At 34.9% G+C, this 26,261-nt stretch carries 28 protein-coding genes; 22 read left to right on the top strand and 6 right to left on the bottom strand.

The window, feature by feature from the left end; genetic code table 11:
- Nucleotides 1–39: 39 nt before the first annotated feature.
- Nucleotides 40–1,275, bottom strand: a complete 1,236-nt coding sequence (gene nusA / locus LC457_RS02520) for a transcription termination factor NusA (RefSeq protein ID WP_047097519.1) — start codon at nucleotides 1,273–1,275, stop codon at nucleotides 40–42.
- Between the two features lie 16 nt (nucleotides 1,276–1,291).
- The gene (gene rimP, locus LC457_RS02515) at nucleotides 1,292–1,759 is read right to left on the bottom strand and encodes a ribosome assembly cofactor RimP (protein WP_142717170.1); all 468 of its coding nucleotides are present in this window, start codon (nucleotides 1,757–1,759) and stop codon (nucleotides 1,292–1,294) included.
- Nucleotides 1,760–1,974: 215 nt separating this feature from the next.
- On the opposite strand from rimP, the gene LC457_RS02510 reads away from it, so the two are divergent.
- The 18 genes from LC457_RS02510 (at nucleotide 1,975) to LC457_RS02425 (ending at nucleotide 19,856) form a co-directional block, all read left to right on the top strand.
- The gene (locus LC457_RS02510) at nucleotides 1,975–3,288 is read left to right on the top strand and encodes a UDP-glucose/GDP-mannose dehydrogenase family protein (protein WP_223598481.1); all 1,314 of its coding nucleotides are present in this window, start codon (nucleotides 1,975–1,977) and stop codon (nucleotides 3,286–3,288) included.
- Between the two features lie 4 nt (nucleotides 3,289–3,292).
- Entirely contained in the window at nucleotides 3,293–4,372 is a 1,080-nt protein-coding gene (rfbB, locus tag LC457_RS02505) for a dTDP-glucose 4,6-dehydratase (protein ID WP_223598480.1), read from the top strand.
- A 1-nt stretch (nucleotide 4,373) separates the two neighbouring features.
- A complete protein-coding gene (locus tag LC457_RS02500; RefSeq protein WP_223598479.1) occupies nucleotides 4,374–4,835 on the top strand; it encodes a hypothetical protein in 462 nt (153 codons plus the stop codon).
- Between the two features lies 1 nt (nucleotide 4,836).
- The gene (gene rfbA / locus LC457_RS02495) at nucleotides 4,837–5,700 is read left to right on the top strand and encodes a glucose-1-phosphate thymidylyltransferase RfbA (protein WP_223598478.1); all 864 of its coding nucleotides are present in this window, start codon (nucleotides 4,837–4,839) and stop codon (nucleotides 5,698–5,700) included.
- A gap of 174 nt (nucleotides 5,701–5,874) precedes the next feature.
- Nucleotides 5,875–6,723 (top strand): ABC transporter permease, encoded by an 849-nt coding sequence (locus tag LC457_RS02490; RefSeq protein ID WP_223598477.1) that lies wholly within the window; start codon nucleotides 5,875–5,877, stop codon nucleotides 6,721–6,723.
- 41 nt (nucleotides 6,724–6,764) lie between these two features.
- Nucleotides 6,765–8,024, top strand: a complete 1,260-nt coding sequence (locus tag LC457_RS02485) for an ABC transporter ATP-binding protein (RefSeq protein WP_223598476.1) — start codon at nucleotides 6,765–6,767, stop codon at nucleotides 8,022–8,024.
- Between the two features lie 43 nt (nucleotides 8,025–8,067).
- Nucleotides 8,068–8,475: an FdtA/QdtA family cupin domain-containing protein gene (locus LC457_RS02480; protein ID WP_223598475.1), complete on the top strand. Its 408-nt coding sequence runs from the start codon at nucleotides 8,068–8,070 to the stop codon at nucleotides 8,473–8,475.
- Nucleotides 8,465–9,244 (top strand): acyltransferase, encoded by a 780-nt coding sequence (locus LC457_RS02475; RefSeq protein ID WP_223598474.1) that lies wholly within the window; start codon nucleotides 8,465–8,467, stop codon nucleotides 9,242–9,244. The genes LC457_RS02480 and LC457_RS02475 overlap by 11 nt, the downstream gene beginning before the upstream one ends.
- 8 nt (nucleotides 9,245–9,252) lie before the next feature.
- On the top strand, nucleotides 9,253–11,127 hold the full coding sequence (locus LC457_RS02470; RefSeq protein WP_223598473.1) for an acyltransferase family protein: 1,875 nt from the start codon (nucleotides 9,253–9,255) through the stop codon (nucleotides 11,125–11,127).
- A 4-nt stretch (nucleotides 11,128–11,131) separates the two neighbouring features.
- Nucleotides 11,132–12,232 carry a DegT/DnrJ/EryC1/StrS aminotransferase family protein gene (locus tag LC457_RS02465; protein ID WP_223598472.1) on the top strand — a complete coding sequence of 367 codons (1,101 nt, stop codon included), beginning with the start codon at nucleotides 11,132–11,134 and terminating at the stop codon, nucleotides 12,230–12,232.
- A gap of 43 nt (nucleotides 12,233–12,275) precedes the next feature.
- A complete protein-coding gene (locus LC457_RS02460) occupies nucleotides 12,276–13,196 on the top strand; it encodes a glycosyltransferase (protein WP_223598471.1) in 921 nt (306 codons plus the stop codon).
- A 19-nt stretch (nucleotides 13,197–13,215) separates the two neighbouring features.
- Entirely contained in the window at nucleotides 13,216–14,340 is a 1,125-nt protein-coding gene (locus tag LC457_RS02455; RefSeq protein WP_223598470.1) for a glycoside hydrolase family 99-like domain-containing protein, read from the top strand.
- Nucleotides 14,333–15,178 (top strand): glycosyltransferase, encoded by an 846-nt coding sequence (locus LC457_RS02450; protein ID WP_223598469.1) that lies wholly within the window; start codon nucleotides 14,333–14,335, stop codon nucleotides 15,176–15,178. Before LC457_RS02455 ends, LC457_RS02450 begins: the two co-directional genes overlap by 8 nt.
- 57 nt (nucleotides 15,179–15,235) lie before the next feature.
- Complete coding sequence (locus tag LC457_RS02445) at nucleotides 15,236–15,904, top strand: NAD-dependent epimerase/dehydratase family protein (RefSeq protein ID WP_223598468.1); 669 nt, start codon at nucleotides 15,236–15,238, stop codon at nucleotides 15,902–15,904.
- Between the two features lie 165 nt (nucleotides 15,905–16,069).
- On the top strand, nucleotides 16,070–16,936 hold the full coding sequence (locus LC457_RS02440; protein ID WP_223598467.1) for a glycosyltransferase family 2 protein: 867 nt from the start codon (nucleotides 16,070–16,072) through the stop codon (nucleotides 16,934–16,936).
- A 131-nt stretch (nucleotides 16,937–17,067) separates the two neighbouring features.
- The gene (locus LC457_RS02435) at nucleotides 17,068–17,895 is read left to right on the top strand and encodes a glycosyltransferase (RefSeq protein ID WP_223598466.1); all 828 of its coding nucleotides are present in this window, start codon (nucleotides 17,068–17,070) and stop codon (nucleotides 17,893–17,895) included.
- Nucleotides 17,896–17,908: 13 nt separating this feature from the next.
- Nucleotides 17,909–18,907 carry an acyltransferase gene (locus LC457_RS02430; protein ID WP_223598465.1) on the top strand — a complete coding sequence of 333 codons (999 nt, stop codon included), beginning with the start codon at nucleotides 17,909–17,911 and terminating at the stop codon, nucleotides 18,905–18,907.
- 10 nt (nucleotides 18,908–18,917) lie between these two features.
- Entirely contained in the window at nucleotides 18,918–19,856 is a 939-nt protein-coding gene (locus LC457_RS02425; protein WP_223598464.1) for a glycosyltransferase family 2 protein, read from the top strand.
- A 48-nt stretch (nucleotides 19,857–19,904) separates the two neighbouring features.
- Here the strand turns inward: LC457_RS02425 and LC457_RS02420 are convergent, their stop codons facing one another.
- Nucleotides 19,905–20,939 (bottom strand): acyltransferase, encoded by a 1,035-nt coding sequence (locus LC457_RS02420; RefSeq protein ID WP_223598463.1) that lies wholly within the window; start codon nucleotides 20,937–20,939, stop codon nucleotides 19,905–19,907.
- 167 nt (nucleotides 20,940–21,106) lie between these two features.
- Here LC457_RS02420 and LC457_RS02415 point away from each other — a divergent pair, with 167 nt between their 5' ends.
- From LC457_RS02415 to LC457_RS02405, 3 genes are read left to right on the top strand one after another with little or no spacing between them, the layout of a single operon-like run.
- Complete coding sequence (locus tag LC457_RS02415) at nucleotides 21,107–21,652, top strand: DapH/DapD/GlmU-related protein (protein ID WP_223598462.1); 546 nt, start codon at nucleotides 21,107–21,109, stop codon at nucleotides 21,650–21,652.
- The gene (locus LC457_RS02410; RefSeq protein ID WP_223598461.1) at nucleotides 21,649–22,488 is read left to right on the top strand and encodes a glycosyltransferase; all 840 of its coding nucleotides are present in this window, start codon (nucleotides 21,649–21,651) and stop codon (nucleotides 22,486–22,488) included. The genes LC457_RS02415 and LC457_RS02410 overlap by 4 nt, the downstream gene beginning before the upstream one ends.
- Nucleotides 22,488–23,642, top strand: a complete 1,155-nt coding sequence (locus LC457_RS02405; RefSeq protein ID WP_223598460.1) for a glycosyltransferase — start codon at nucleotides 22,488–22,490, stop codon at nucleotides 23,640–23,642. The genes LC457_RS02410 and LC457_RS02405 overlap by 1 nt, the downstream gene beginning before the upstream one ends.
- Nucleotide 23,643: 1 nt before the next feature.
- Here LC457_RS02405 and LC457_RS02400 read toward each other — a convergent pair whose 3' ends face one another.
- The 3 genes from LC457_RS02400 to LC457_RS02390 are packed head-to-tail and all read right to left on the bottom strand — an operon-like array spanning nucleotide 23,644 to nucleotide 25,634.
- Nucleotides 23,644–24,402 carry an SDR family NAD(P)-dependent oxidoreductase gene (locus tag LC457_RS02400; RefSeq protein ID WP_223598459.1) on the bottom strand — a complete coding sequence of 253 codons (759 nt, stop codon included), beginning with the start codon at nucleotides 24,400–24,402 and terminating at the stop codon, nucleotides 23,644–23,646.
- Nucleotides 24,402–24,635, bottom strand: coding sequence for a phosphopantetheine-binding protein (locus LC457_RS02395; RefSeq protein ID WP_047380387.1), 234 nt, complete (start codon nucleotides 24,633–24,635; stop codon nucleotides 24,402–24,404). Before LC457_RS02395 ends, LC457_RS02400 begins: the two co-directional genes overlap by 1 nt.
- 27 nt (nucleotides 24,636–24,662) lie before the next feature.
- A complete protein-coding gene (locus LC457_RS02390) occupies nucleotides 24,663–25,634 on the bottom strand; it encodes a 3-oxoacyl-ACP synthase III family protein (protein ID WP_223598458.1) in 972 nt (323 codons plus the stop codon).
- Nucleotides 25,635–25,741: 107 nt separating this feature from the next.
- Between LC457_RS02390 and LC457_RS02385 the strand changes: the two genes are divergently transcribed.
- Nucleotides 25,742–26,257: an acyltransferase gene (locus tag LC457_RS02385; protein ID WP_223598457.1), complete on the top strand. Its 516-nt coding sequence runs from the start codon at nucleotides 25,742–25,744 to the stop codon at nucleotides 26,255–26,257.
- Nucleotides 26,258–26,261: the final 4 nt, after the last annotated feature.

Below are 26,261 nucleotides of genomic sequence, written 5' to 3'. Positions count from 1 at the left end.
GTATTTCCTTTTTACTGTTTATTAAAATTTATTTAAATCTTAATCTTCAAATTCTTCTCTCAAAATACGTTTTACCTCTTCAATTGTTTCTTCTTCAAGGTCTACCATATTTAAAAGACTTTCAGTTTCTTTATCCAATACTGATTTTGCAGTTGTAAGTCCTACTTTCTTAAACTCATCCAAAATCCACTGCTCGATATCGTCATTAAATTCTCTCAATTCAACATCGTCATCCTCGCTGGACTCTCTGTATACATCAATTTCATATCCTGACAACCAAGAAGCCAGTCTAATATTCTGTCCTTGTTTTCCAATTACTTTAGAAATCTCTTCAACAGGAGTATATACTAATGCATAGTTTTGATCCTCATTGATGTCAATTTTATTGACAGTAACGTTTCCTAAAGCTCTCTTCACCAAAATCTCAGGGTTTTTAGACCACTGAATAACATCGATGTTTTCATTTCTCAACTCTCTTACAACCCCATGAATTCTGGATCCCTTAACACCTACACAGGCACCTACAGGATCAATTCTGTCATCATAAGCATCTACTGCAATCTTCGCTTTTTCACCAGGAATTCTTACTACTTTTTTCAGCATAATTGTTCCATCCTGGATTTCAGGAATTTCCAGCTCTAATAATTTCTCAAGGAATTTAGGTGCAGTTCTGGAAATAATAATCTGTGGTTTAGAACCTTTAAAGTCTACTGTTTCAACAATAGCTCTGATATTCTCACCCTTTTTAAAGAAATCGGATGGGATCTGGTTTTCTTTTGGCAAAATAAATTCATTTCCTTCATCATCCAGCAAAATCACGTGCTTGTGACGGATATGGTGGATTTCTCCCACAACTATTTCCCCAATTTTATCTCTAAACTGCTCGTACAGCATTGCATTATTGTGCTCCTGAAGTTTTGTAGCCAGAATCTGCTTAAGGGTAAGAATATTTCTTCTTCCCAATTGTGCAACAGGAATTTCCATTGTAAAGTCCTCACCTACTTCGAAGGTAGGATCAATCTTCTTTGCTTCAGAAATTTCAATTTCCAAATCATCATCTTCAGACATTTCGTCCTCTACAATTGTTTTATTTAAAAATATCTGAAAATCTCCTTTATCCGGGTTTACAATCACATCAAAATGATCATCTGAGTCAAATCTTTTTCTCAAAAGAGTCTTCAGTGAATCTTCAATAATTGCCATAAGATCAATTTTACTGATCCCCTTTTCGTCTTTAAAATCACCAAAGGATTCAATCAACGCTATATTATCCATCTATTCTTTTTTCTTTTTAAAATTTAATTACTACTAATGCTTTCTTGATGTCGGAGTAAGAAATCTCTTTCTCCTCTTCTACATCTACTTTTCCTTTTCCGATATCTTTCGGCTTACGGTAACGCAAAGTAAGTGTGATCTTTTCATCATCTACTTTTGACAATTCTCCTTCTATTTTAGAAGAATCTTCCAGCATCACCTCAATCTCTCTTCCAATGTTTTTACCGAACTGTCTTGGTGTGGATAATGGTTCGCTCAATCCGGCAGACATCACCTGAAGGCTGAAGTCATGCTCTTCACGATCCATATTGAATTCTATTGCACGGCTTGCATCAAGGCAGTCCTGCAGTGAAACTCCGTTATCACCATCTAAAATCACTGTAATATCATCCCCTGCAGAAATTTTAAGATCAATAAGAAACAGATCTTTTCTGGTTTCAAGGAATTCATTTAATAATTCATCAATTCTTTTTCTAAACTCCATATAATTTTATCTTGATTTACAGTACGAAAAAAGGCTTTCTTCCGAAGCCTTCCCATTTTTTCCCGTAAATCCATTGCAAATATACGCATTTTTTCCAAAAACACAAAATTATCTTAAGTATCAAGCAAATAGCGTCAGATTCATTTACAATAAATTAAAGGAATATGTCACAGGATTTTTATTACTTTTGTCTTTAGAATTTTAAAACAAACATTTTGAACATAACGATTGTAGGAACAGGTTATGTAGGACTAGTTACAGGAACTACTCTGGCAGAACTTGGTAATTCAGTATACTGTGTTGATATTGATGAAAAAAAAGTAGAAGGTTTGAAAAACGGCATTGTTCCCATCTATGAGCCGAACCTTGAAGAAATGTTTTTAAGAAACATCCAGTCTGAAAGATTATTTTTCACTACCGATCTTAAAGAAGCCTTAGACAAAAGTGAAGTTATATATCTGGCATTACCCACTCCTCCGGGAGAAGACGGCTCTGCAGATTTATCTTATGTACTTCAGGTAGCCAATAACATTGGTGAAATGATGACGGAATACAAAGTCGTTGTCAATAAAAGCACTGTTCCTGTAGGAACTGCGGACAGAGTAAGAGAAACCATCTCTTCCAAAACAAGCCTTCCATTTGATGTAGTTTCAAATCCTGAATTTTTAAGAGAAGGTTTTGCCGTTGAAGACTCTATGAATCCCTCAAGAGTAGTTGTAGGCGCCAGCTCAGAAAGAGCAAAAGACATCATGTCTAAAATTTACCAGCCTTTTACCAATACAGGAATTCCAATCATCTTTATGGATGAGAAGTCATCGGAGCTTACAAAATATGCTGCGAATTCATTTTTAGCAGTAAAGATCACTTTTATGAACGAAATTGCCAACTATTGCGAAAAAGTAGGTGCAGATGTTGATAAAGTAAGATTGGGAATGGGTAGTGATGACAGAATCGGGCACAGATTCTTATTCCCGGGAATCGGATATGGAGGAAGCTGTTTTCCTAAAGATGTAAAAGCTCTTATAAAGTCCGGCAAGCAGGAAGATTTTAACTTTCAGATTCTTGAAGCTACTGAAAATGTAAATACCGCTCAAAAAGTAATTTTAGTTTCGGAAATAGAGAAGTATTTCGGTGGAAATATAAAAGGAAAGAAAATTGCCATGTGGGGACTTGCCTTTAAAGCCAATACAGATGACATCAGAGAAGCCTCATCTTTAGATAATATTGCTCTTTTATTAGAAAAGGGAGCAGAGGTCATAGCATATGACGCTGTTGCCGAAAGCAACGTTCAGAAACTCCTTGGCAGCAAAATACAATATGCCAAAGGAATGTATGATGCACTGGAAGATGTTGATGCATTATTTATCGCTACAGAATGGCCGGAGTTCAAAAATCCAAATTTTGAGCTTATGGCTAAAAAAATGAAAAACAAAGTCATTTTTGACGGCAGAAATATGTATCCGCTGGAAATCCCTGGACAAAATGGATTTCATTATAAAAGTATAGGAAGAAAGACCATCTCAAAATAAATCAATGAAAAACATTATCATTACAGGAGGTGCCGGCTTCATCGGCTCTCATGTTGTAAGAGAGTTTGTAAAAAACAATCCGGATACTACGATCATCAACCTTGATGCCCTTACCTACGCCGGAAATCTGGAAAATTTAAAGGACATAGAAAATGAACCTAATTATGTTTTCGAGAAAGCAGACATCACCCAACCTGAAGAACTTAGAAAAGTTTTTGAAAAATACAATCCTGATGCTGTAGTACATCTGGCAGCAGAAAGTCATGTAGACAGAAGCATTACTGATCCTATGGCGTTTATCAACACCAATGTAAACGGAACAGCTAATCTTCTGAATCTTTGTAAGGAGTTTTGGACATTAAATCCTGACCACACTCATGGCAGATTCCCAAATGAAAAAAGAACTAACCTTTTCTACCATATTTCGACTGATGAAGTATATGGTAGCCTAGGGGATACAGGATTCTTTTTAGAGACGACATCCTATGACCCTCAATCTCCGTATTCTGCTTCAAAAGCAGCTTCTGACCACTTGGTAAGAGCTTATGGAAATACATATGGAATGCCGTTTATCGTTTCTAATTGTTCAAACAATTATGGACCCAATCACTTTCCTGAAAAACTGATCCCTCTTTGTATCTCAAATATCATCAATGAAAGACCTCTTCCTATTTATGGTGATGGGAAGTATACCAGAGACTGGTTATTTGTTATCGATCACGCCAAAGCGATTCATCAAATCTTTAAAGAAGCAAAAACTGGTGAGACTTACAATATCGGAGGATTCAATGAATGGCAGAATATTGATCTTGTAAAAGAGCTGATCAAGCAAATGGATGCTAAACTTGAAAAACCGGAAGGTTATTCTGAAAAACTGATTACGTTTGTAAAAGACAGACCGGGCCATGACAAACGTTATGCTATTGACGCAACAAAACTAAATAAAGATTTAGGCTGGAAACCATCGGTAACCTTTGAAGAAGGACTGGGAAAAACAATTGACTGGTATCTTGAAAACAAAGAGTGGCTTGAAAATGTAACCAGCGGAGATTATCAAAAGTATTACGAAAAGCAATATTCGTAATATGAAAAAGTATCTTTTTTTATTTTTCGCGATCTTCTCAGTTTTGTCATATTCTCAATCTGTCATCCAGACCAAGTTTCCCACTGAAACCCAAAAGAAACTTATTGATGAACTTATTGAAGTTTCTGGATATAATGACTCATTGATAAAAACAGGAAACTTATTATTGTTCAGGAAATCCATGCAACATGAAAATGGTAAAAATTTCGAAATTTTAAATAAAGAAGAAAAGAAAATCATCCTTGATAGAATAAGACATAGTTATTCAAGAAAAGATAAACTCTATTTTGATTTTATGAATCTGACTGAAGAGAATCTGATCAGTTTGATTAAATTTTATAACGAAAATCCAAATTTGAAATCCAGCAATTATATATTTTCCTCAGATATTATAATTCATAATCTGGACAACGAAATCAGCCTTGAAGTCAATAAGATTTTAAAAGACAAATCCACAAAATAAAATGAAAGGAATAATATTAGCCGGAGGTTCCGGAACAAGACTTTACCCTCTTACCATTGCAGTAAGTAAGCAGCTGATGCCTGTTTACGATAAACCCATGATCTACTATCCGCTTTCCACACTACTTTTAGCAGGAATCAAAGATATTCTGATTATCACTACACCACACGACCAGGAAGGTTTTATCAAACTTTTGGGAGATGGTTCACAAATTGGCTGTAATATAGAATACGTTGTACAGCCAAGCCCTGATGGTTTAGCACAGGCATTTATTTTAGGAGACCAATTTATCGGCAATGATTCTGCAGCGCTGGTACTGGGCGATAATATTTTCTACGGTTCCGAAATGGGAACTTTACTGAAAAACAAAACCAATCCGAATGGAGGAGTTGTTTTTGCCTATCACGTTGCTGACCCGGAAAGATATGGTGTTGTAGAATTTGATAAAGATTTAAAAGCAGTTTCTATTGAAGAAAAACCTCTAAACCCTAAGTCAAATTATGCGGTACCCGGTCTTTACTTTTATGATAATGATGTGGTAGAAATTGCTAAAAACATCAAGCCTTCTGCAAGAGGCGAACTGGAAATCACCGATATCAATAATGTTTATTTAAAAAATGAAAAGCTTGAAGTAGCTGTTCTCGACAGAGGTACTGCATGGCTGGACACCGGAACTTTTGATTCTCTTCATGACGCTTCAGAATTTGTAAGTGTTATAGAAAAAAGACAAGGATTTAAAATCGGATGTATTGAAGAAATTGCCTTCAGGAACAAATTCATTAATGAAGAAAAACTGCTTGAAACTGCTGCAAAATATGGCAAAAGCGGTTATGGTGAATATCTGAAACAACTTATCGGAAAATAACAATTATAATTTATAAAATTCATAGACTATTGGCTTTATGGCCAATAGTTTTTGTTCATACCACCAATTATCAATATATTAGTTGTTGATTTTTAGTTTTATTTACCATGAAAATTTATAAACGAAGAGACAGAGTAAGAATTAATTATTATAAATTTGCAAAAACTTACACAGATGAATGAACCACAACAGAAGTGGACTGAGACGATTGATGCAGATCATTCGTTATTTGACTTGAAGCTAAAAGAAGTCTGGAGATACAAAGATCTTGTTTATATGTTTGTAAAAAGAGATTTTGTATCCAGTTTTAAGCAGACTATTTTAGGACCTATATGGTTTTTTATCAACCCTATTCTAACGACCATCGTATATCTGGTTATTTTTGGCAGAATTGCCAAACTTCCAACAGATGGAGCTCCGCCTCTTCTTTTTTATCTGGCAGGTGTTACCCTTTGGAATTATTTTTCTTCGTCTTTGCTGGCAACATCATCTACTTTTACCGGAAATGCCGGAATCTTTGGAAAAGTGTATTTTCCAAGACTTGTGACTCCGCTTTCAATTGTCATTTCTAATCTTATGCGATTTGGAGTACAGTTTGTCTTATTCATTCTGGCGTGGGCATATTATTACTATAAAGGGGAAGTTCATCCTAACATCTGGATTCTTGCAACTCCATTTCTTATACTTCTGATGGCGCTTTTCGCATTAGGTGTTGGAATGATATTTTCTTCACTTACTACGAAATATAAAGATTTGGCAATGCTATTAGGTTTTGGGGTAAGTTTATATATGTATGCTACACCGGTAATTTACCCGGTATCTTCATTGCCTGGCTTTTTTAAAAAATTAGCTTATTACAACCCATTGACAGGTATTTTTGAATGTTTCAAATATGCGTGGATCGGCGTGGGAGATTTCTCTCCGGCCATGCTTGGAATCAGTACTGGCATTATTCTTATCCTTTTAATGATAGGAATTGTTATCTTCAATAAAGTTGAAAAGAGCTTTATGGATACTGTATAATATTTACTAGTACCTTTTTATTAATTTTAAATCTTAAGAATATGCTGTCTTTAAAAGCAGAAAATATATCAAAACAATACCGTCTGGGACAAGTGGGTACAGGAACCCTTTCTCATGACCTTAACAGATTCTGGTATAAGGTAAGGGGAAAAGAAGATCCTTATCTGAAAATTGGAGAAGCCAATGACAGAACAACAAAAGGACTATCCGATTATGTGTGGTCTCTTCGTGATATTAATTTTGAGATCGAACAAGGAGATGCTGTTGGAATTATCGGAAGAAATGGAGCCGGGAAATCAACCTTACTAAAGGTTTTAAGCAAAGTTACAAAACCTACAACAGGTCATATTTCTACCAATGGAAGAATTGCCTCTCTATTGGAAGTAGGAACAGGATTCCATCCCGAAATGACTGGGCGTGAAAATGTTTTTCTTAATGGAGCCATTTTAGGAATGACCCGTAAGGAAATCAAAAGAAAGTTTGATGAAATTGTAGATTTCTCGGGTGTTGAAAGATACATAGATACTCCTGTGAAAAGATATTCTTCAGGAATGTATGTTCGTTTAGCTTTTGCTGTTGCAGCTCATCTTGAATCTGAGATCCTTATTGTAGATGAAGTTTTAGCTGTAGGTGATGCAGAATTTCAGAAAAAATGTCTGGGTAAAATGAATGACGTAACGAGAGGAGAAGGCAGAACTATCCTTTTCGTTAGCCATAATATGACAGCCGTTAAAGAACTGTGTACAAAAGGAATTCTTTTAACTCATGGGCAGATTGATTACCAAGGTGATATTCTTAGCACAATTATAGAATACCAAAAAAGCAGCGCAAGAGAAAGCTCTTATATTTATAATGGAAATCTTGATGAAGCTATAGGTAACGAAAATATCAGAATAAAAGAATTTTCAGTATCTCCAATTAAAGGAAATCTGTTAGATATAGATTCCGGGGTGCATGTAAAACTTACTTTTCATAATTACTGCCCTGATATTACACTTGACACCACCTTTGAATTGAAAAATTACGATGAGTTGGTGATATTCCATGTTGGAAAATTTGTTTCAGCAAAAGGAGATTCAAAAGTAGGTGAATACACTGTAGAATTTGATATTCCGACAGGACTTTTGAATGCAGGAAATTATTATTTCAAACTTTACTTTGGGAAAGATCAGAAAACACTTCTATACGGAATTGATAATTTTATCGGATTTGAAGTAGAAAATGTAAAAGTAGGAGACATCATGTATGTCTATCCTGGAGTAACCAGACCTCAATTTGAATATAAAGTACAAACACCGTAATTGCTTCTAACATTCGTTTTATCATCTTATCAAAAACAACTTTATGACAGGCCCTCATATAATAAATTTGAATAAAATAGGTTCTCCCGAACTCGGATATATTACTATTTCTGAAACACAGAAAGATGTACCTTTTGATATTAAAAGGGTATATTGGACTTATTACACGCCACAAGATGTCAGCCGGGGAGGACACGCCCATAAAAACCTTCAACAACTAATTGTTGCCGTAGCAGGAACAATTACATTCAATACAGAAGATAAGGATGGAAAAAAAGAGGTCTTCGTATTAGACAGCCCCAATACAGGTTTATATATTCCCAAATTAATATGGAGAGATATAAAGTTCAGCCACAGTGCTGTATTATTATGTCTGGCATCCGAACTATACGATGAGGATGACTATTTCAGAAATTATCAGGATTTTAAAAATTACCCAAATGAAATTTAATAATAAAAATGTCTCTATAAGTGATAAAGCCAGAATAGGCAAAAACGTAAAAATAGGTGACAATACTGTAATTTACGATAACGTTATTATTGGTGATAATTCTATTATTGCGAATGATTGCGTCATTGGAGAGCCGCTTAATGATTATTATTTTAAAGATGATTATGTAAATCCTGAAACTATAATTGGTGAAAATGCATTAATAAGAAGCCATACGATTTTATATGCAGGTTCCCGTTTTGGTAATAATTTTTCTACCGGACACAGAGTTACAATAAGAGAAAACTCTGTTTTCGGGAATAACTGTAGATTGGGTACGGTAACAGATATACAAGGACATGTTACTTTTGGTAATAACTGCTGGCTTCACAGCAATGTTCATATAGGTCAAAAGTCAACCATAGGAAACTTTGTTTTTATTTATCCTTATGTAGTGCTTACTAATGATCCTACTCCTCCTTCTGATGTGTGTATAGGTGCTACCATCGGGGATTTTTCTCAGATAGCAGTAGGCACTGTTTTACTTCCGGGAACAACAATCGGGAAACATTGCCTGGTAGGAGCCCAATCACTGGTAGGAGGTAATTATGAAGATTATTCCTTAATTCTTGGAAATCCTGGAAAAAAAATCAAGGATGTCAGAGAAATGAAATCGAGAGAAACAGGAAAATCACATTATCCGTGGCCTTATAATTTTTCAAGAGGCTTACCTTGGGAAAACGAAGGATTTGATGTGTGGAAAAAAGAAAACGGATACGAAAACGATTAATAAAACAATTGAAAACCAATAGTTTCAGATATGATATTTCTTTTCTGCGGGCATTTTCTGTACTCGCAGTTCTTTTCTATCATTATAAATTCCACTGGTTTAAGTCAGGATTTATCGGTGTTGACATATTTTTCGTTATTTCAGGTTTTTTAATGACCAAAATTATTTTGTCTTCTTTTGATAAAGGAAGTTTTAATATTTTAGATTTTTACAGAAGAAGAATTATCAGGATTATTCCCGCACTTTTGGGATTAGTTGTTACTTTCTCATTAGTAATATTCTTTTTCCTTCAACCGCAGATTGTCAATTTTTTCAGAAGTGCTTTTTCCAGCGTCCTGTTTTTTTCTAATATCTATTATTACTTAAACAACGGATACTTCGACTCGTCCTCTCAATACAACTTTCTATTACATTCATGGTCACTTTCCGTAGAATGGCAGTTTTATTTAATTTATCCGCTCATACTACTTCTCCTAAGAAAACTATATACAACTAAAAAGAACAGTTTTATTGCAGTCTTTTTAGCATTAGCCTTTATTTCATTTGGTGCTATGCTCATTCATAGCAGTTATGATCCTGACTTTTCTTTTTATATTTTTTATCCAAGGGCCTGGGAGATGATGTTGGGTGGACTTGCATTTCTATTGGAAGATAAAATGCAGCATATTCAGAAAAAAGTAAAGCTAGTCTTGGCTTTGGCTTCTCTTTCAGCAATAATATCTTTTATTTTTCTATTTCATGCTTCTTCATGGCCATCATTGTACACAACAATTCCGGTGTTCTTTACGGCACTGCTTATTAGTTTGAATTATGAATTCATAGCGTACAAAAATAAAGTAGTTACCTACTTGGGAAATATATCTTATTCCCTGTATCTCTATCACTGGCCTTTGTATGTTTTGATCCTGTTTTTTGAAGTGGATATCAGTTTGAAATATAGGGTTCTGGCAATATGTGTTTCATTTATTCTTGCTATACTTTCCTACGAGGGGATTGAAAAAAGAAATTATTCTGATAAGGCTAAGTCAGTTCTGACAGTGAGTCTGATTATATTTATTTTTTCATTCTCCATTACAAAAGTAGATGCTGAGAATTATACGGATGAAAATAAAAATCTGATCAATACTACCTCAAATTATAAGTATAGTAAAAAAGCTGAAGACCAATATAAAATTGACACAAAACACCTTACCCACAAAAAAGACTATAAAACAATTATACAGAATTTAGATATTCCTGTTTCTGATAAAAAAAATATTGTTCTTTTAGGAGACAGCCATGCAGGAATGTTTTCGGAAACAGTACATAATATTTTTTCTGATAAAAAAGATGTTAATCTCATTCAGATTACTGCTGATGCTACGTATCCGATGGAAAATTCTAAAGGGATTTATCCTAATCCTATCAACTATTTCAATTATATATTCAGGGAATATTTCCCAAAATATCATAAGGATATAGATCTTATTATCATTAATGCCAATTATTCCGGGTATCCTGAAAAAGAGATAAAAAGTAACCTAAAAATAACCGAACAGTATTTTTCAAAATATAATGTGCCTACTATTTATATAGGCATGACCGATATTTATGTGATCGATTTTCCGACGTATTATTACATCAAGAAAAAGTATAATGCAAATATGTATACGGAAGCAAAAAAATCCAGTGAGACTGAAAAATTCAATACCTTCTTAACAAACTATTTGGGGGATAAGTATATTGATTTGCTCAACACAAATGTTAATCAAGTATCTTCAGAAAACTTTCCTTATATCTATGACACCAACCATTTAACACTATTTGGAACGGAACAATATAAAAATATCATATCACAGAAAATATACAAAACACTGAATTTCAACACAAATACACATAATTAAAGAGATGATTAAATTTTTAGACTTACAAAAAGTTAATTTAAAGCACCAAGAAGAAATAGAAACAAAACTTTCTCAGGTTTTCCGTTCCGGATGGTTTCTTATGGGGCAGGAGCTTTCATCTTTTGAAAGTAATCTTTCTCAATATATAGGAGCTAAACATGCTATTGGTGTAGCCAATGGTTTAGATGCCTTGCGCCTTATTCTGCGTGGATATATTGAAATGGGAATTATGGATCGTGGAGATGAAATCCTTGTACCGTCCAATACCTACATTGCCTCCATTCTTGCAATTTCAGACAATGGCCTGATTCCTGTTCTTGTAGAGCCTGATATTAATAATTATAATATTGACATCACAAAAATTGAAGAAAAAATCACTTCAAAAACAAAAGGAATCCTGATTGTTCATCTATACGGACGAACTGTTTTCTCAGATCAACTTAAAGATTTAGCAGAAAAACATCAGTTAAAATTAATAGAAGATAATGCTCAGGCTATCGGTGCAATATGGAATGGAAAAAAAACAGGCAATTTGGGAGATGCGGCCGGCTTCAGTTTTTATCCTGGAAAAAATCTGGGTGCTATTGGAGATGCAGGTGCCATCACAACCAATGATGATAATTTAGCAAAAGTAATCAGAGCATTGGCAAATTATGGATCTAATCAGAAGTATGTCAATATTTACCAGGGACTCAATTCAAGATTAGATGAAATTCAGGCTGCAGTTCTGGATGTTAAGTTAAAATATATTGATGAGGAAAATACGGTAAGAAAAAGTATTGCGAAAAAGTATATTGCAGAAATATCAAACCCAAAAATAATTCTTCCTGAAAACCCGGCAAATGTAAATGAGCATGTTTGGCATTTATTTGTCATCAGAACAGAAAACCGTGATGAACTTCAAAAGTATTTAACTGAAAATGGTATTCAAACACTGATACACTATCCGATCCCACCTCATAAGCAGGAAGCCTATAAAGAATGGAATGACCAGTCTTTCCCGATCAGTGAAAAAATCCATGAGGAAGTATTAAGTTTGCCTATCTCCCCTGTAATGACAGAGGAAGAAGTTGAAAAAGTAATAGAAATTGTAAATAGATTTTAAAGTTTTTTGATCAAAAAGCTTGAATTCAATAAAGTAAAATATCATGACAGAATTGCCTCTGGTTTCAATTTTATGCCTTAGTTACAATCAGGAACGGTTTGTAGTAGAATCTTTAGAAAGTTTCAAATCTCAAAATTATACAAATATTGAGATTCTGATCTGTGACGATTGCTCTAAAGACAATTCTGTAGAAGTCATCAATAATTGGATCCAAGATAATCCCCAACTGAATATTCAGTTTATTCCTCATTCTCAGAATAAAGGAATTTGCAAATCTTTGAATGAACTCCTGAACATCTCAAAAGGCAAGTATATTATAACCATAGCACTTGATGATCTTATGGAGCCTGATAAAATAGAAAGACATGTGGCTATTCTTGAAAAATCTTCTCCTAACGAAGCTCTGGTATTTTCAAATGCTCATATTATAGATGATAATTCAGTACGTTTTCAAAATACTTTTATTCCTTATTTTCACAGATATCTGAGTATTGAATCTGGAAACTTTTATAAAAGATTACTTGAAGATAATTTTCTTCCTGCAATGTCATGTGTCACCAAATCTTCTTTGATAAAAGAGATTGGAGGATGGGATGAAACATTAACTTTTGAGGATTACGATATGTGGTTAAGATTAAGCCAGAAATATGACTTCATTTATGATGACACCAAATCCTGCAGCTATAGAATGCACGCCACTAATTCTCATAAAAAGAAAAACTTTTTAGATGTATCATTCTTTGATATTTATCTGAAACACAAAGAAGAGCCTGAAATGAAAAAGAAAATTCTAAAACTTATTCATGAGGCTTATAAAGAAAACAAATTGACGGAAAGTCATAAAAAATACCTTAGAGAACTTGATAATAAAACACTTAGCGAGAAGTTAATTCTGAAGAATGTAGGTAAGTTTACTTACAATACAATGCTTTATCTTCAAAAAGTTTATTATAAAAGTTGGTAACATTATTCTTAAATCAATTATGAAAAAAATAAAACCCCTTGCATTCTATCTCCCTCAATACCATCCCGTCCCGGAAAATGACGAATGGTGGGGAAAAGGATTTACAGAATGGACGAATGTAGGAAAAGCCCAACCTTTGTTTGAAGGACACGAACAACCTATATACCCGGGAGATCTTGGATATTACGACCTGAGGGTTCCCGAAGTAAGAGAACAGCAGGCTCAGATGGCGAAAGACTATGGAGTACACGGATTTATCTATTATCACTACTGGTTTGGTAATGGCAAACAGCTATTGGAACGTGTTGCCAACGATGTTTTAAAATCAGGGAAACCGGATTTTCCTTTTTGCTTCTGCTGGGCCAATGAAACATGGTCAGGGATATGGCACGGATTATCAGAAAAAATTCTGGCTCAACAGGTTTATCCTAATGAGCAGGATTTAATTGCTCATTTTGAATATCTTCTTCCTTTCTTCAAGGATGATAGGTATATAAAAGTGGATAACAAACCACTTCTCATTATCTATGATCCCAACCATTTGAATGATGGAGATCCTCACTATATTTCCAGATTCAGAGAGCTTGCAAAAGAAAACGGATTTGATGGTTTATATGTGATGGCATCCAATAAACTCCGTGATGACCTTGATTTTCAGTCTATGGGGTATGACAGTAAGATTTCTAACGCTTTTCAAAAAGCATGGATCCCTCATATTGATAAAAAAGAATATATCTCTCATTCTCAATATTATAAAAACAGGATAAAAGGATTAATCGGAATTAAGAAAAAAGAACAGCCTAAAGTTAGAATTCAGGATGCACAGGCAGTTGTAAACGACTTAAAGTTTGAAGAAAGCAACGTTCCTACCTATCCATGTATCCTGCCTAATTGGGACAATACTCCAAGAAGCGGTTATCGAGGCATTATACTTGCTAATAATTCCCCGGAAATATTTGAACAGCAGGTTGAAAAAGCAGCAAAATATCTTGAAGATAAAAAAGACTATCCTGAACAGTTTTTAATTGTTAAATCCTGGAACGAATGGGCAGAAGGAAATATTCTGGAACCGGATAGAAAACATGGTTTCGGATATCTGAATGCATTAAAAAAAATATTGAATAAACACAGTCGAAATGAGTAAATTCAGTGTACTTATTGCCAACTATAACAATGGCCATTTTTTTGAAAAATGCTGCCAAAGCTTAGTTGCGCAGACTGAAACAGATTGGGAAGCGGTAATTTTGGATGACGGCTCTACCGATGATTCTCTTGAAGTTATCAAAAAAATCATAGGTAATGATTCCCGGTTTAAAATACATCAGAATGACCAAAACAGAGGAATCGGATATACAAAAAAGAGATTAATAGATCTTGCTGAATCAGAAGTATGCGGTTTTCTGGACCCTGATGATGCTTTGGCTCCTCACGCTCTGGAAGTTGTTTTAAAAACACATTCCGAATACCCGGAAGCAGGTCTGGTTTACTCAAATTTTGTACGTTGTGATGAAAACCTTAATCCTCTGTCTGTTCATAAAGCCAAACAAATCACAGAACTGGACGAGTCTTACTATAATTTCAATGCAGAAATTTCACATTTTGTCACTTTCAAAAAGAAGATTTATGAAAAAACGTCAGGCATTGATCCTTTTTTAAAAATTGCTGAAGATAAAGACTGGTACATGAAAATGTGCGAGATAGCTCCAGTGAAATATATAGATGAAGATTTATATTTATACAGGATCCATGACAGTGGGATATCTACGACCAAAAATGCAGAAAAAGCATTGTTCTGGCACTGGGTTGCCCTGATCAAAATGGCAGAAAGAAGAAACATCAGTGTTGAAGAACTTTTTCTTCAGAGCTATGTTCCGAAAAAGAAATATGACCAGGCGCTCAACCAATTGAATCACGTGAAAAATTCAAGATGGGCAAAATTGGGGAATACAATTGGACTTTTTAAAATCTTTAAAAAACTTTAAATCTGTTGATGTACTTAAAAGATTTAAAAACTAACATCTTAATTAGAAAAGAAGCATATGATTATTGGTAGTGGAATCCTGGCAAATGCCGTAAAACTTTATGATAAAGAGGATGTTGTTTTTTTTGCATCAGGAGTTTCCAATTCGTTGGAAAAGGCTCCTGCTGAATTTGAAAGAGAAATATCCCTGTTGAAATCGGTTATCAGCCAAAATCCGGATAAAAAACTGATCTATTTCTCCACATGTAGTATTTATGATCCCACCAAAACCCACAGCCCTTATGTCATTCATAAAATTACGATTGAAAAAATAATAGCTGAGCATTGTTCAAGCTTTGTTATTTTCAGAGTAGGAAATGCTGTAGGTCGCGGAGGAAATCCCAATACGCTGATCAACTTTCTTAAAAACTCAATTCTATCGGAAAATAAACTTACGATTCACAGCAATGCAAGAAGAATTCTGATTGGTACAGATGATATTGCATCATTTGTCGGGAAGTACATGCAAGACCTCAACAATGAGATTGTTAATCTGGCCTATCCTTACCAGTATTCATTACCGGAAATTTTGTCTCAGCTGGAGAATCATCTTGCCAAAAATGCAGATTATGAAACGGTGGATGAAGGTTCCTTTTATAATATAGAATTCAACAGCCTTACAGAAGATTTTTTCGCAGGCCTCTCTCCCGATGAATATCTGAAAAAACTCTATTCATCTTATTTATGATTGTCCTGAAAGATACCATTCTGTACCGGAAAAAATAATTTTTGTACCTTCGACAAGAAAGCTTAAGATAGTATTAAGGTCAAGAAAAAAACAATTAAAAAGTAGTGGTTTTACGACCAGATGAAGCATAAAAAACACATTAAACCTATTGAATAAAAAATGAAAATGAATCCCAAAATATCCGTAATTGTCCCCTGCTACAAACAGGCTCAGTTTTTAGACGAATGTCTGCAGTCTATACTGGACCAGACGTATGAAAATTGGGAATGTATCATTGTCAATGACGGATCACCTGATAATACTGACGAAGTAGCTGATAAATGGGTAAAAAAAGACAGTCGCTTCAAATATCTTTATAAAGAAAACGGAGGTTTATCTTCTGCAAGAAATGCAGCCCTGGAAATCGTGACCGGAGATTATATACAGTTTTTGGATTCTGATGACCTCATCCACCGTGAAAAATTTTCAAAAAGTCTTTCCGGAGATAAAGAATACCCCCTGATTGTAAGTCAGTACACAATCTATAGAAACCAAGCTCATCTTCCTGGATATAAAGATATTGAGCAGAGTTTCCTGACATTTGATGGAATTGTGTATGGTTGGGATCTGAGATTTTCTATTCCTATCCATTGCGCTTTAATCCATAAAAAACTTCTGGAAGGTTTTCTTTTTGATATTACCCTTACCAGCTGTGAAGACTGGGTAATGTGGATTTATATCACCAAAGATAATCCTGAGGCTCTTTTGATCAATGAACCTCTCGCTCATTACAGAAAAGACGTCAATGATAATATGTCCGCTGATCCGCTTAAAATCATGAAACAGCGCCTTAAAATTTTACCTACCTTAAAAAAACTTTACGGCGAAGATGTTCATGACAAGCTTGCTTATTATATCATAGAAGTTCGTACAACCCAGCTTGTACAGCAAAGAAAGGAATTTCAAAAAATGATTCCTCTGGCTGTAGTTGCTAAATATCTTTCTTTTAAAAGATTTTACTACAAGTTTTTTCGAAAGAATGCAGATGGCTAAATTTAGGTTTCAATGCCTCTGGAAAAACACTATATATCCATAAAACTACACAAATGAGCTAGGTTGCTGTCAAAACAGATTTACAGCGGAAACCTTGAAAAATTATATAACTTTAAATAAAATTTATTTAGATGAGTCAATTTGTACACGTAATCATGACAAGATTCAATGTTCCTACAAAAGGCTGGAACGAAACACGTTCAGGATATAAACCTCTTACTGAAGAATGGCTGGATGACCGCTTCAAATTATTCAGAACTTACGTGCTTCCTTCTTATAAAAATCAAACCAATCAAAACTACGTCTGGCTTACTTTTTTCGACACCAATACATCTGATAAGTTTAGAAAAATCATTAAAGAAATTGAAACGGAATATCCAACTTTCAAAGCGGTATTTGTAGAGGATTTTGATGTAATGAAAACAAAAGCAGTAGAAATAATCCCTCAATATTTCACTTCTGACACAAAATTTGTGATCACCAGCGAACTGGATAATGATGATATGCTTCATCAGGATTATATAAAAACGGTACAAGAGCATTTCAAACCAATTCATGACCTGGTCATAGATTTAAGAAGAGGATACCAGCTTACCATGCTTCCGGATCGTAAAGCTGTAGTGAATGTTTACAACGCTGTAGTAAACCCCTTTGTAAGCTTAGCGGAAAGTGTAGACAATTTCAAAACAATGCTAAAGGAAAGGGCTCACAACAGCTATCGCCATTACCCTGATTTTTCTGTGGAAGACAGTAAAGAGATGTACATCCAGGTTATCCATCAGTACAACTTAATGAATGTCACCTTTAAACATAAAGCTGTTCCTGAAGTAGATTTTTCAGAATATGGAATGACAGAAGACACCAAATTTACAATAGACGGATTCAAAACACTTCAGCATAATATTGCCAGAGTGCCTTTTGTAATGGGACTTATTTTGAAAAAGATATTTAAAAAATAAGGTTCAGTCAGTCATGAAGCTTAACAACCTCCAGATATTAAGAGGGATTTCAGCCTTATTGGTATGTTGCTTTCATTTTCGTGAAACAATAAATCTACCTGGGCTGGATCTTGGTGATATTCTCTTTAAAAAAGGGAGTATCGGTGTTCCCGTATTTTTTATTATCAGTGGATTTATCATGGCTTTCACCACTCAAAAAATAAATTTCAGTAAAAATTCTTTTCAGCAGATCACTTTATTTTACAAAAGAAGGGTGATCAGAATTGTTCCGCTGTATTATCTTTTGACTTTCGCTGCGATGATACCAGGAGGGAGTTTTCTCCTTTATTTTCATGGGGCAGGCCTTTATGAGCTTATCCATTCATTATTATTCCTTCCAACGAAGAAAGAATTTCCGGTCCTTTTCTTAGGCTGGTCCTTAAATTTTGAGATGTTCTTTTATCTTATATTCGGGCTCTCATTATTTTTTAAGGAAAAGAGATATTATTTCATTGCAGGTTTTTTCATCCTTACATCAATTTTAGGTTCTTTTATTCAATTTGAAAGCCCTTATCTGCGAATGGTAACCCACTCTCTGAATCTTTATTTTGTTGTGGGGATTCTTTTTGCTCTTTTACTGAACAAATATACAATTCCTAAGAATTGGGCAGCATTACTTTCTGTAACAGGAATCGTATTATTTACATTGGTCCTGCTTAGCATTATCCCGATAGATAATGATATGATAAAGCTGGCTATTATCTCTCTGTTTGTCTTTTCTTTCTTAACTTTTGATTATGTTTTTCAGTTTAAAGGAAACAAAGCCTTTATTTTTCTGGGAGACATTTCCTATTCACTATACCTGTCACATCCTTTTGTAGAAATTGCTTTAAAAAGATTTAAAGTTGAAGGTTACCTCAGCTTTCCCTTTTTTATATTTAAGATTGCCGTGGTTATTATAGTGGCATCACTTCTGTATTATTTTGTTGAGAAAAGAGTCACCAATTATTTAAAAATTAAATTAAAAGCATAATCCGATACAAATGAAAATTTCAGTAATTATTCCCGTTTACAATGCCGAAAAATATGTTTCCCAGGCTGTAGATTCCGCGCTTCAGTTTGAAGAGGTATATGAAGTGGTGTTGGTAGAAGACAAGTCTCCGGACAATGCATTGCAGGTTTGTAAGGAACTTGCTGAAAAACATAGTAGAGTAAAGCTTTTTCAGCATCCTGATAAAGGCAATCACGGAGCGGGTGCCAGCAGAAATTTAGGATTGGAAAAAGCGGAAGGAGATTTTATTGCTTTCCTGGATGCAGATGATTACTATCTTCCCAACCGTTTTGATGCAGAAAAAGAACTGTTTGTCAATAAAGATGTGGAAGGAGTTTACGGTGCAATCGGGGTTCATTATTATTCGGAGAAAGCAAAAGAACAGTATTATAAGGTCTTTGGAGACCGTCTGACTACGGTTTACAAGAAATATCCTCCAAAAGATGTATTTCCTGGGCAACTTAATATGATAGGAACTTTCGGACTTTTCAGCATTGATGCTTTGACCATCCGTAAAAGTTCTTTAAAAAATATGGAGTATTTCTTTAAAACTCATTTAAAGCTTCATCAGGACACTGAATTTCTTTTCAGACTCTCCTACTATCTGAATTTATATCCGGGGATTCTTGATAAGGCAGTAGCCGTAAGAGGAGTTCATGAGAATAACAGAATTACCAAAATAGATTCCAGAGAAGTTAAACCTGCCTCCACAAGAGTTGTATTGTGGAAAGAGGTCAATCATTGGGCAGAAAATGAAAATACCATTCCCGATGATGTTAAGGTTCATATCAAAAGAGTCTACAGAAGTTTCCAGATCGCCAATGCTCCTCTACTCAAAAAATGGGGGATGATAATGAAGTATCTTCTTACGGATTATAAAAGTATACGTTCAGGGCTTTATAATATTAATTTTAGAAATGATTTGTTCTAAAAATAGAATTAAACTAAACATTTAGTTTAAAAACAAATCTTTAATTTTTCATCGTTTACCAAAATGAATCTTCCGTAAAAGATCACGCATTGGTTTTTCAATAAACTGATAAAAAACCGCAGAACTAAAAAGCATAACAATAATGTAGATCACAAATACAATATCAATACTGAACGTATATTCCTGCCATTTTAAAAACTCCCTTACCAGATAAAGAACAGGAATATGAGTGATGTATATACCATAACTTATTTCTCCCAGATATTCCAGAGGCTTTAACGAAAAGAGCTTGCTTACTTTCCCGTTATTCGCAGAAATCAAAAAAATTGCCGGAACAAAGAGTAAAGCCATCAAACCGTTGTGGTAAAAAAGAGGAACAAACATCAGCGACACGAGGATCAATAGAAAGACCGCAATCACCTGACGATCGTAATTTTTCTGCTTATAATTTCTCACGAAAAATATTCCTGCCAGATTTCCGATGAGAAACTCATTAAGATGCCAGAAAGGGAAATAATAAAGAAACTCGTGACTTTTCGTGTGTGGCCCTTCATAGGCTCCATACATAGGATAAAGGTTTGAAAACACCTGAGTAATCAGCCAGAGTCCAATGGCAAATACCCAGATCATTTTATTTTTCTTCGCGTAAAAATAATTATATAAAAACGGAAAAAGCAGATAAAAGAAAAACTCCACAGAGATAGACCATCCCGGAAAATTAAGAATCATGGCTTCTCCCGGTATCCAGCTCTGAATGCCCAATCCGTATAAAACCAGCTTATACCAATCAAACATTTCATATCTGGTCATAAAATACAGCAGAAGTCCCAGCATATAAAGCGGATAGATTCTGGCAAACCTGTTTTTATAAAACTCCAGATAATCAATTTTATCCTTTTTATGATAAGCAATAATCATAATAAATCCTGAAAGAATAAAGAAATAACTTACTCCTACATTCGCTCTCAAAAAAAGATTGGAAATGTAATCTATCTTATATAAAAACAGATCTTTATTGAAATGGGAAATGACAATTGCCATAGCGGCAACAAACCTGGTAAATGTAATCTGACTTATCTTCACAGAACCGCAAAATGCTTTACTTTATCAAAACACAGCAGACTCAACGCTGAGAACTGTTTTTATTTATTATAAAGTATTAATTTTAAGGCACAAAAATAAGATTTATTATTATAATTATGTAAAACAAATTATATTTGTAGGCTACAAATGTGAAAATAAATTCAGGTATGCTTTATGAAATTTTAGCAAAACTTCAACGGAAAAGCCAGGTTTCACTTCTCAAAAAACACCCTAATGTTTCTTTCAAGGGGATAAAGCTTGGGATCAGTGATCATTTCATTCTGCATGAAAATGTAAAGAAAGTGACCATTGGCAATGGGGTCAGTTTCAGAAATTATGTACATATTCTTGTACAGCAGAATGCCACTTTAGAAATCGGAAACAATTTTTTCATGAATAACTTCTGTTCCATCAACTGTTTGGACAGCATTTCCATAGGTGACAATACATTATTCGGAGAAAATGTAAAACTGTATGATCACAACCATGCATATCAGACCCATCCGGATTTTAAACTGTCTCACGCTGAGTTTACCACAGCTCCCATCAGAATCGGAAGCAATTGCTGGCTCGGAAGTAATGTTACCGTCTTAAAAGGAGTTACTATCGGGGATAACTGTATTATTGGGGCAGGATGTACCATTTACAAAGACGTACCTCCCAATACGACCGTGATCAATCATCAGGAATTAATCTTTAAGGAACATTCATGAAGTTTTCTATTCTTATAGCCCATTATAATAACGCTCATTTTTTCAAAGACTGCTTTGAAAGTATTCTTCAGCAGACCTATACAAACTGGGAAGCGGTTATTCTGGATGATGCCTCCACTGAAAATGAAAAGGCAATGATCCGGGAAATGATTTCAAATGATAAAAGGTTTAAATTTTTCGAAAATGAAAAAAATTCCGGTGTAGGCGTTACAAAAAGTAAACTGATTGAGCTTGCAGAAGGGGAAATCTGTGGATTTTTAGATCCTGATGATGCTATCAACCCTACAGCCATTCAAAAATGTATGGAGATCTTTCAGGCTAAAAAAAATACAGTCCTTACCTATTCCAGGTTTATGACATGTGATCAGAATCTGAAACCTATTTCTCCGTTCAGATCTGCAATGCAGGTACCGAATGGTGATCCTTATTTTTTTAATTTCCCCATTCAGATTGCTCATTTTGTAACTTTCAGAAAAGCAGTGTATGAGCAGACTGAAAAAATGAATCCGGATTTGAAAATCGGAGAAGACCAGGATCTGTACCTTAAAATGTATGAAAAAGGGAAAGTTCAGTTCATCAATGACACTAACTATCTGTATAGAACCCACCAGGGTGGAATTTCCCAGAATGACAATAAAAAGAAATCCCATGAGTATTTTGCTCAAGTGATTTTCAATACCATGAAGCGCCGAGGGCTTACAACCATCAATGGCCAGAAAATTCCTGATCATTATACAGGTGCGGATGAAATATTTGGACTGCTGCAATATCAGCACAAGCTTCCTTTCCGTATCAAGAAAAAAATAAAAATTACTTTACAATCAATCTTCGGATAATGATAGAAAAAAAAATAAAAATTTTGTTCAGACACCGCTCCATGGAAATGGGAGGCGTAGAAAAAGTACTGTTGGGACTTCTCAACAATCTGAATCCTGACAAATTTGAAATGACGGTATGCCTTACTCTTAACCAAGGTAAGCTGCGTGATGAGCTTCCGAAACATATCAGAAAAATATACCTTACGGATGGAAAAGAAGACTTTTCCGACAATACTCTCTTACAGAAAGTTCAACTAGTCAAGAGAAGGTTAAAGCTTCGTAAACTTAAAAATAACCCTGCCATTGCTGACAGGCTAATCAATGATACCTTTGATATAGAAATCGGGATGGATTACAGGGATTATGATGCTATTCTCAGTTCTACCCATAAAAATTCAAAAAAAATCGGATGGTTTCACTCTGAAATCAATGTTCCAAAATTTCAGCCTTTGGTTCCTGATATTTTAAAGAGTTTTCCTCAGTTTGATCATATGGTGTACTGTTCTCACAAAATAAAGGATATGATGCATCAGTATTATCCGAATCTCAATTATCCTGCTGAGAGCGTTATTATCAATCCTATTCCTATCGAAGAAATAAAACGTAAGGCGGAAGAAAAGCTTGACAACTTCCCTGAAGGACCCGTTTTTGCATCTATCGGGAGACTTCATTCAAGAAAAGGATATCATAAACTTATTGAAGCCCATACAAGGCTTATCAACGAAGGATTCCATCACAGCATCATTATCATTGGCGATGGTGATGAAATGAAAAACCTTAAAGCTCAGGTCGCAAAAAACAATGTTGAAAAAACATTTATTTTAGCCGGAAATCAGATGAATCCTTATCCGTACATCAAAAAGGCAGATTACTTTATCCTTCCTTCCGAATCTGAAGCATGGCCTTTGGTAATTGCTGAAGCATTAATTCTTCAGAAGCCTATTATTGCAACGAATGTAGGTGATGTAGGGCTGATGATCAAAGACCGGGAAACGGGATACCTCATTAGTTATGAAGTTGATGAAATGTATACGGCAATGAAGACATTCTTTACCGATCCCAGCCTTGTTCTCCATATCAGAGAAAATCTTAAAAATATTGAAAGTCAGTTCGACAATAAGAAAATATTTGACAGCGTAGAAAATATTATAGAAACGCTGTACAAAAAATAAGTTATTGTGCAGAATATCCTCCGTCAACTACAAGATTAGTTCCTGTAACCCATCTTGAGGCATCGGACAATAAAAAAATACAAGCATTCGCTACATCTTTAGGGTCACCTATTCCCAGCGGATGCTTTTTTATGATTTCGGATGAAGCTTCTTCACCAATACCTTCAAACATTTTTTCCAGAATCGGGGTATTCACCATCGCAGGGCTTATGCTATTGACACGGATATTACTTCTGGAAAGTTCCATTGCCAACGAACGGGCACCTGAAATGACAGCCCCTTTACTGGCAGAGTAAGCCGCTTTTCCAGCCTCTCCTACCATTCCTGCAACGGAAGAAATAAATACAAAACTCGAAGTCTCTTCTTTATACTTTTTTAGAGAAAGGATTTTAGCAATTTCAAGTCCGGCAATGACATTCACTGCAAATATATCCTGGTACAACTGAGGATTGTGCTTTCTTAACGGTAATGTTTTCTCGATACCGGCACAGTGTATAAATCCTGAAATTTTGCCTAAAACTGAAACTTTATCCGCAATAATTGCTTCAAGGTTTTCAGATTGGGTAATATCTTCGGCAATGATCTCAACTTTCGTTTCAGGATTCAGCAGAGCAACGGTTTTCATCAGTTCATCCTGGTTTCTTCCCACGAGAATCAGATCTGCGCCGCTTTTGCTGCATTCTACAGAACAGCTTCTCCCTATTCCGGAAGAAGCGCCTGTAATGAGAATAATTTTATTTTTTAATGAGAAAGCATCCATTAATCTTCAAAATTTTCTTTTCCTATAACATTCATCAGATCTGAAACGGTTTCGATATCTTTAAAGTGCTTGGTATCAATTTTTTTGCTGAAATTTTCGTCTACAAATGCAATAACAGAAAGTAAGCTGATAGAGTCATAGCTTTCCAAAGATTTTAAATTCGTTTCAGTCGTCAATGTTTCATCTTCCTCCAATTCTTCTTGTAATTTTTCTAAAAAAACGGATGTTTTCATATTTTATAATTTTAAATGTTTGTTATCTTAAATTTCCATAATGGTAGCTCCCCAAGAATATCCTACTCCAAAGCCTGCCATTAAAACTTTATCTCCTTCCTTCAGCATTCCTTTATCCATCATATTTTTAAGAGCAATAGGAATAGTTGCAGAAACAGTGTTTCCGGTATTTTCCATATCAATATAGAACTTTTCAGCCGGTATTTTTGTTTTCTTTCTTAAATAATTCAGCATAAAAGAATTGGCCTGGTGAAAAACAAAATGGTCAATATCATCCATCGTCATTCCGTTTACTTCAAGGGTTTCTTTTACCAATCCCGGGATATTTTCAATCGTAAAATTAAAAATCTCAGGACCATTCATATAAATATTTTCAGGGCTGAATTCATGCTCGGGATTCAGTTCAAAGTCTTTTTTGAAAGCCCCTTTCTTCACGATAAGGTTTTCGGCACCGCTTCCGTCTGTTCCCAGACAGAATTGATAGTCATTACCCTCTGCTTTTTCAACAATTGCTGAAGCTGAGGCATCCCCGAATATGCTTCGGTTTCCTTTATCATCGGGATGAATATGTTTGGTGTACGTTTCTGAAGTAACCAAAAGAATACTCTTTGCAATTCCTGCAGCAATCAGTCCTTTCGCAAAAGCCAGTCCATACACAAATCCTGAACAGCCAAGATTAAAGTCTATAGCTCCGATATTTTTTCTAAGCCCCAATCTGTCCTGCAAAATACAGGCCGTTGTAGGCAGAAAATACTCCGGACTTTGGGTACAGAACAAAATAAAATCTACTTTGTCCCGGTCATAGTTTTCGAAAATCTTTTCGGAAGATTGTACAGCCATATCCAGCACCGTTTCATTGTCTGAAGAAATATGACGTTGGGAAATACCTACTTTCTCCTTGATACGTTCTGAACTCCATTCAGGGAACAATTTTTCAAGACCCTCGTTAGTTAACACCTGCTGAGGCAGATAATATTCTATTTTTGAAATTTTCATCATATTAATAAATTCTCTTTCTTTGCAAAAGTAACAAAAACAACTTTACACTTGTGATGATTTTTATATTCAGAATCCTATTAAAAATAGACGCTCTTTATCATTCTTTTATGAATAGAGGCAGTCTTGAAGTGGCTAAATATAGAGGTATGAAGGTAGGAAAAAACTTCAATATGCCCGATAAGGTATATTTTGGAACTGAACCTTACCTTATCGAGATTGGAGACAATGTGAATATTGCAGGTGATGTAAGGTTTGTAAATCACGGCGGAACCACTACTCTACTGAGAAGACTTCCCGGATATGAAGACGCCAGAATTCTTGGAAGAATAAAGATTGGAAACAACTGTACAATTGGTCTCAATGCTGTAATCATGCAGGATGTACAGATTGGAAACAACTGTATTCTGGGAGCTAACTCTGTGCTGTCACAATCTATGCCTGACAATACCGTGTTTATTGGAAATCCGGCCCAATTCTTGTGCACCATTGAAGATTATGGTGATATTGTCCTTAAAAACAACCCGGAATATCCCCGTGAACTAGAGAAAGACAGAAAAAAGCTGGATGCCTATATCAAAGAAAATCTCCCTTATAAATTCAAAAAAGCAAGGAGAATTAAATAAACAC

This window comes from Chryseobacterium sp. GVT01B (assembly GCF_019970045.1).
Classification (GTDB): domain Bacteria; phylum Bacteroidota; class Bacteroidia; order Flavobacteriales; family Weeksellaceae; genus Chryseobacterium.
The sequence above is the reverse complement of the archived record's forward strand: the minus strand, read 5'-3'. Positions and strand labels throughout refer to the sequence as shown.

Coding starts and splice junctions, on each gene's coding strand:
- LC457_RS02445 (WP_223598468.1), top strand. CDS start 15,236: ATGATTATTGGTAGTGGAATCCTGGCAAATGCCGTAAAACTTTATGAT.
- LC457_RS02405 (WP_223598460.1), top strand. CDS start 22,488: ATGATAGAAAAAAAAATAAAAATTTTGTTCAGACACCGCTCCATGGAA.
- LC457_RS02395 (WP_047380387.1), bottom strand. CDS start 24,635: ATGAAAACATCCGTTTTTTTAGAAAAATTACAAGAAGAATTGGAGGAA.
- LC457_RS02480 (WP_223598475.1), top strand. CDS start 8,068: ATGACAGGCCCTCATATAATAAATTTGAATAAAATAGGTTCTCCCGAA.
- LC457_RS02500 (WP_223598479.1), top strand. CDS start 4,374: ATGAAAAAGTATCTTTTTTTATTTTTCGCGATCTTCTCAGTTTTGTCA.
- LC457_RS02455 (WP_223598470.1), top strand. CDS start 13,216: ATGAAAAAAATAAAACCCCTTGCATTCTATCTCCCTCAATACCATCCC.
- LC457_RS02485 (WP_223598476.1), top strand. CDS start 6,765: ATGCTGTCTTTAAAAGCAGAAAATATATCAAAACAATACCGTCTGGGA.
- nusA (WP_047097519.1), bottom strand. CDS start 1,275: ATGGATAATATAGCGTTGATTGAATCCTTTGGTGATTTTAAAGACGAA.
- rfbB (WP_223598480.1), top strand. CDS start 3,293: ATGAAAAACATTATCATTACAGGAGGTGCCGGCTTCATCGGCTCTCAT.
- LC457_RS02415 (WP_223598462.1), top strand. CDS start 21,107: ATGCTTTATGAAATTTTAGCAAAACTTCAACGGAAAAGCCAGGTTTCA.
- LC457_RS02410 (WP_223598461.1), top strand. CDS start 21,649: ATGAAGTTTTCTATTCTTATAGCCCATTATAATAACGCTCATTTTTTC.
- LC457_RS02390 (WP_223598458.1), bottom strand. CDS start 25,634: ATGATGAAAATTTCAAAAATAGAATATTATCTGCCTCAGCAGGTGTTA.
- LC457_RS02465 (WP_223598472.1), top strand. CDS start 11,132: ATGATTAAATTTTTAGACTTACAAAAAGTTAATTTAAAGCACCAAGAA.
- LC457_RS02400 (WP_223598459.1), bottom strand. CDS start 24,402: ATGGATGCTTTCTCATTAAAAAATAAAATTATTCTCATTACAGGCGCT.
- LC457_RS02425 (WP_223598464.1), top strand. CDS start 18,918: ATGAAAATTTCAGTAATTATTCCCGTTTACAATGCCGAAAAATATGTT.
- LC457_RS02430 (WP_223598465.1), top strand. CDS start 17,909: ATGAAGCTTAACAACCTCCAGATATTAAGAGGGATTTCAGCCTTATTG.
- rimP (WP_142717170.1), bottom strand. CDS start 1,759: ATGGAGTTTAGAAAAAGAATTGATGAATTATTAAATGAATTCCTTGAA.
- LC457_RS02435 (WP_223598466.1), top strand. CDS start 17,068: ATGAGTCAATTTGTACACGTAATCATGACAAGATTCAATGTTCCTACA.
- LC457_RS02385 (WP_223598457.1), top strand. CDS start 25,742: ATGAATAGAGGCAGTCTTGAAGTGGCTAAATATAGAGGTATGAAGGTA.
- LC457_RS02450 (WP_223598469.1), top strand. CDS start 14,333: ATGAGTAAATTCAGTGTACTTATTGCCAACTATAACAATGGCCATTTT.
- LC457_RS02460 (WP_223598471.1), top strand. CDS start 12,276: ATGACAGAATTGCCTCTGGTTTCAATTTTATGCCTTAGTTACAATCAG.
- LC457_RS02440 (WP_223598467.1), top strand. CDS start 16,070: ATGAATCCCAAAATATCCGTAATTGTCCCCTGCTACAAACAGGCTCAG.
- LC457_RS02475 (WP_223598474.1), top strand. CDS start 8,465: ATGAAATTTAATAATAAAAATGTCTCTATAAGTGATAAAGCCAGAATA.
- rfbA (WP_223598478.1), top strand. CDS start 4,837: ATGAAAGGAATAATATTAGCCGGAGGTTCCGGAACAAGACTTTACCCT.
- LC457_RS02490 (WP_223598477.1), top strand. CDS start 5,875: ATGAATGAACCACAACAGAAGTGGACTGAGACGATTGATGCAGATCAT.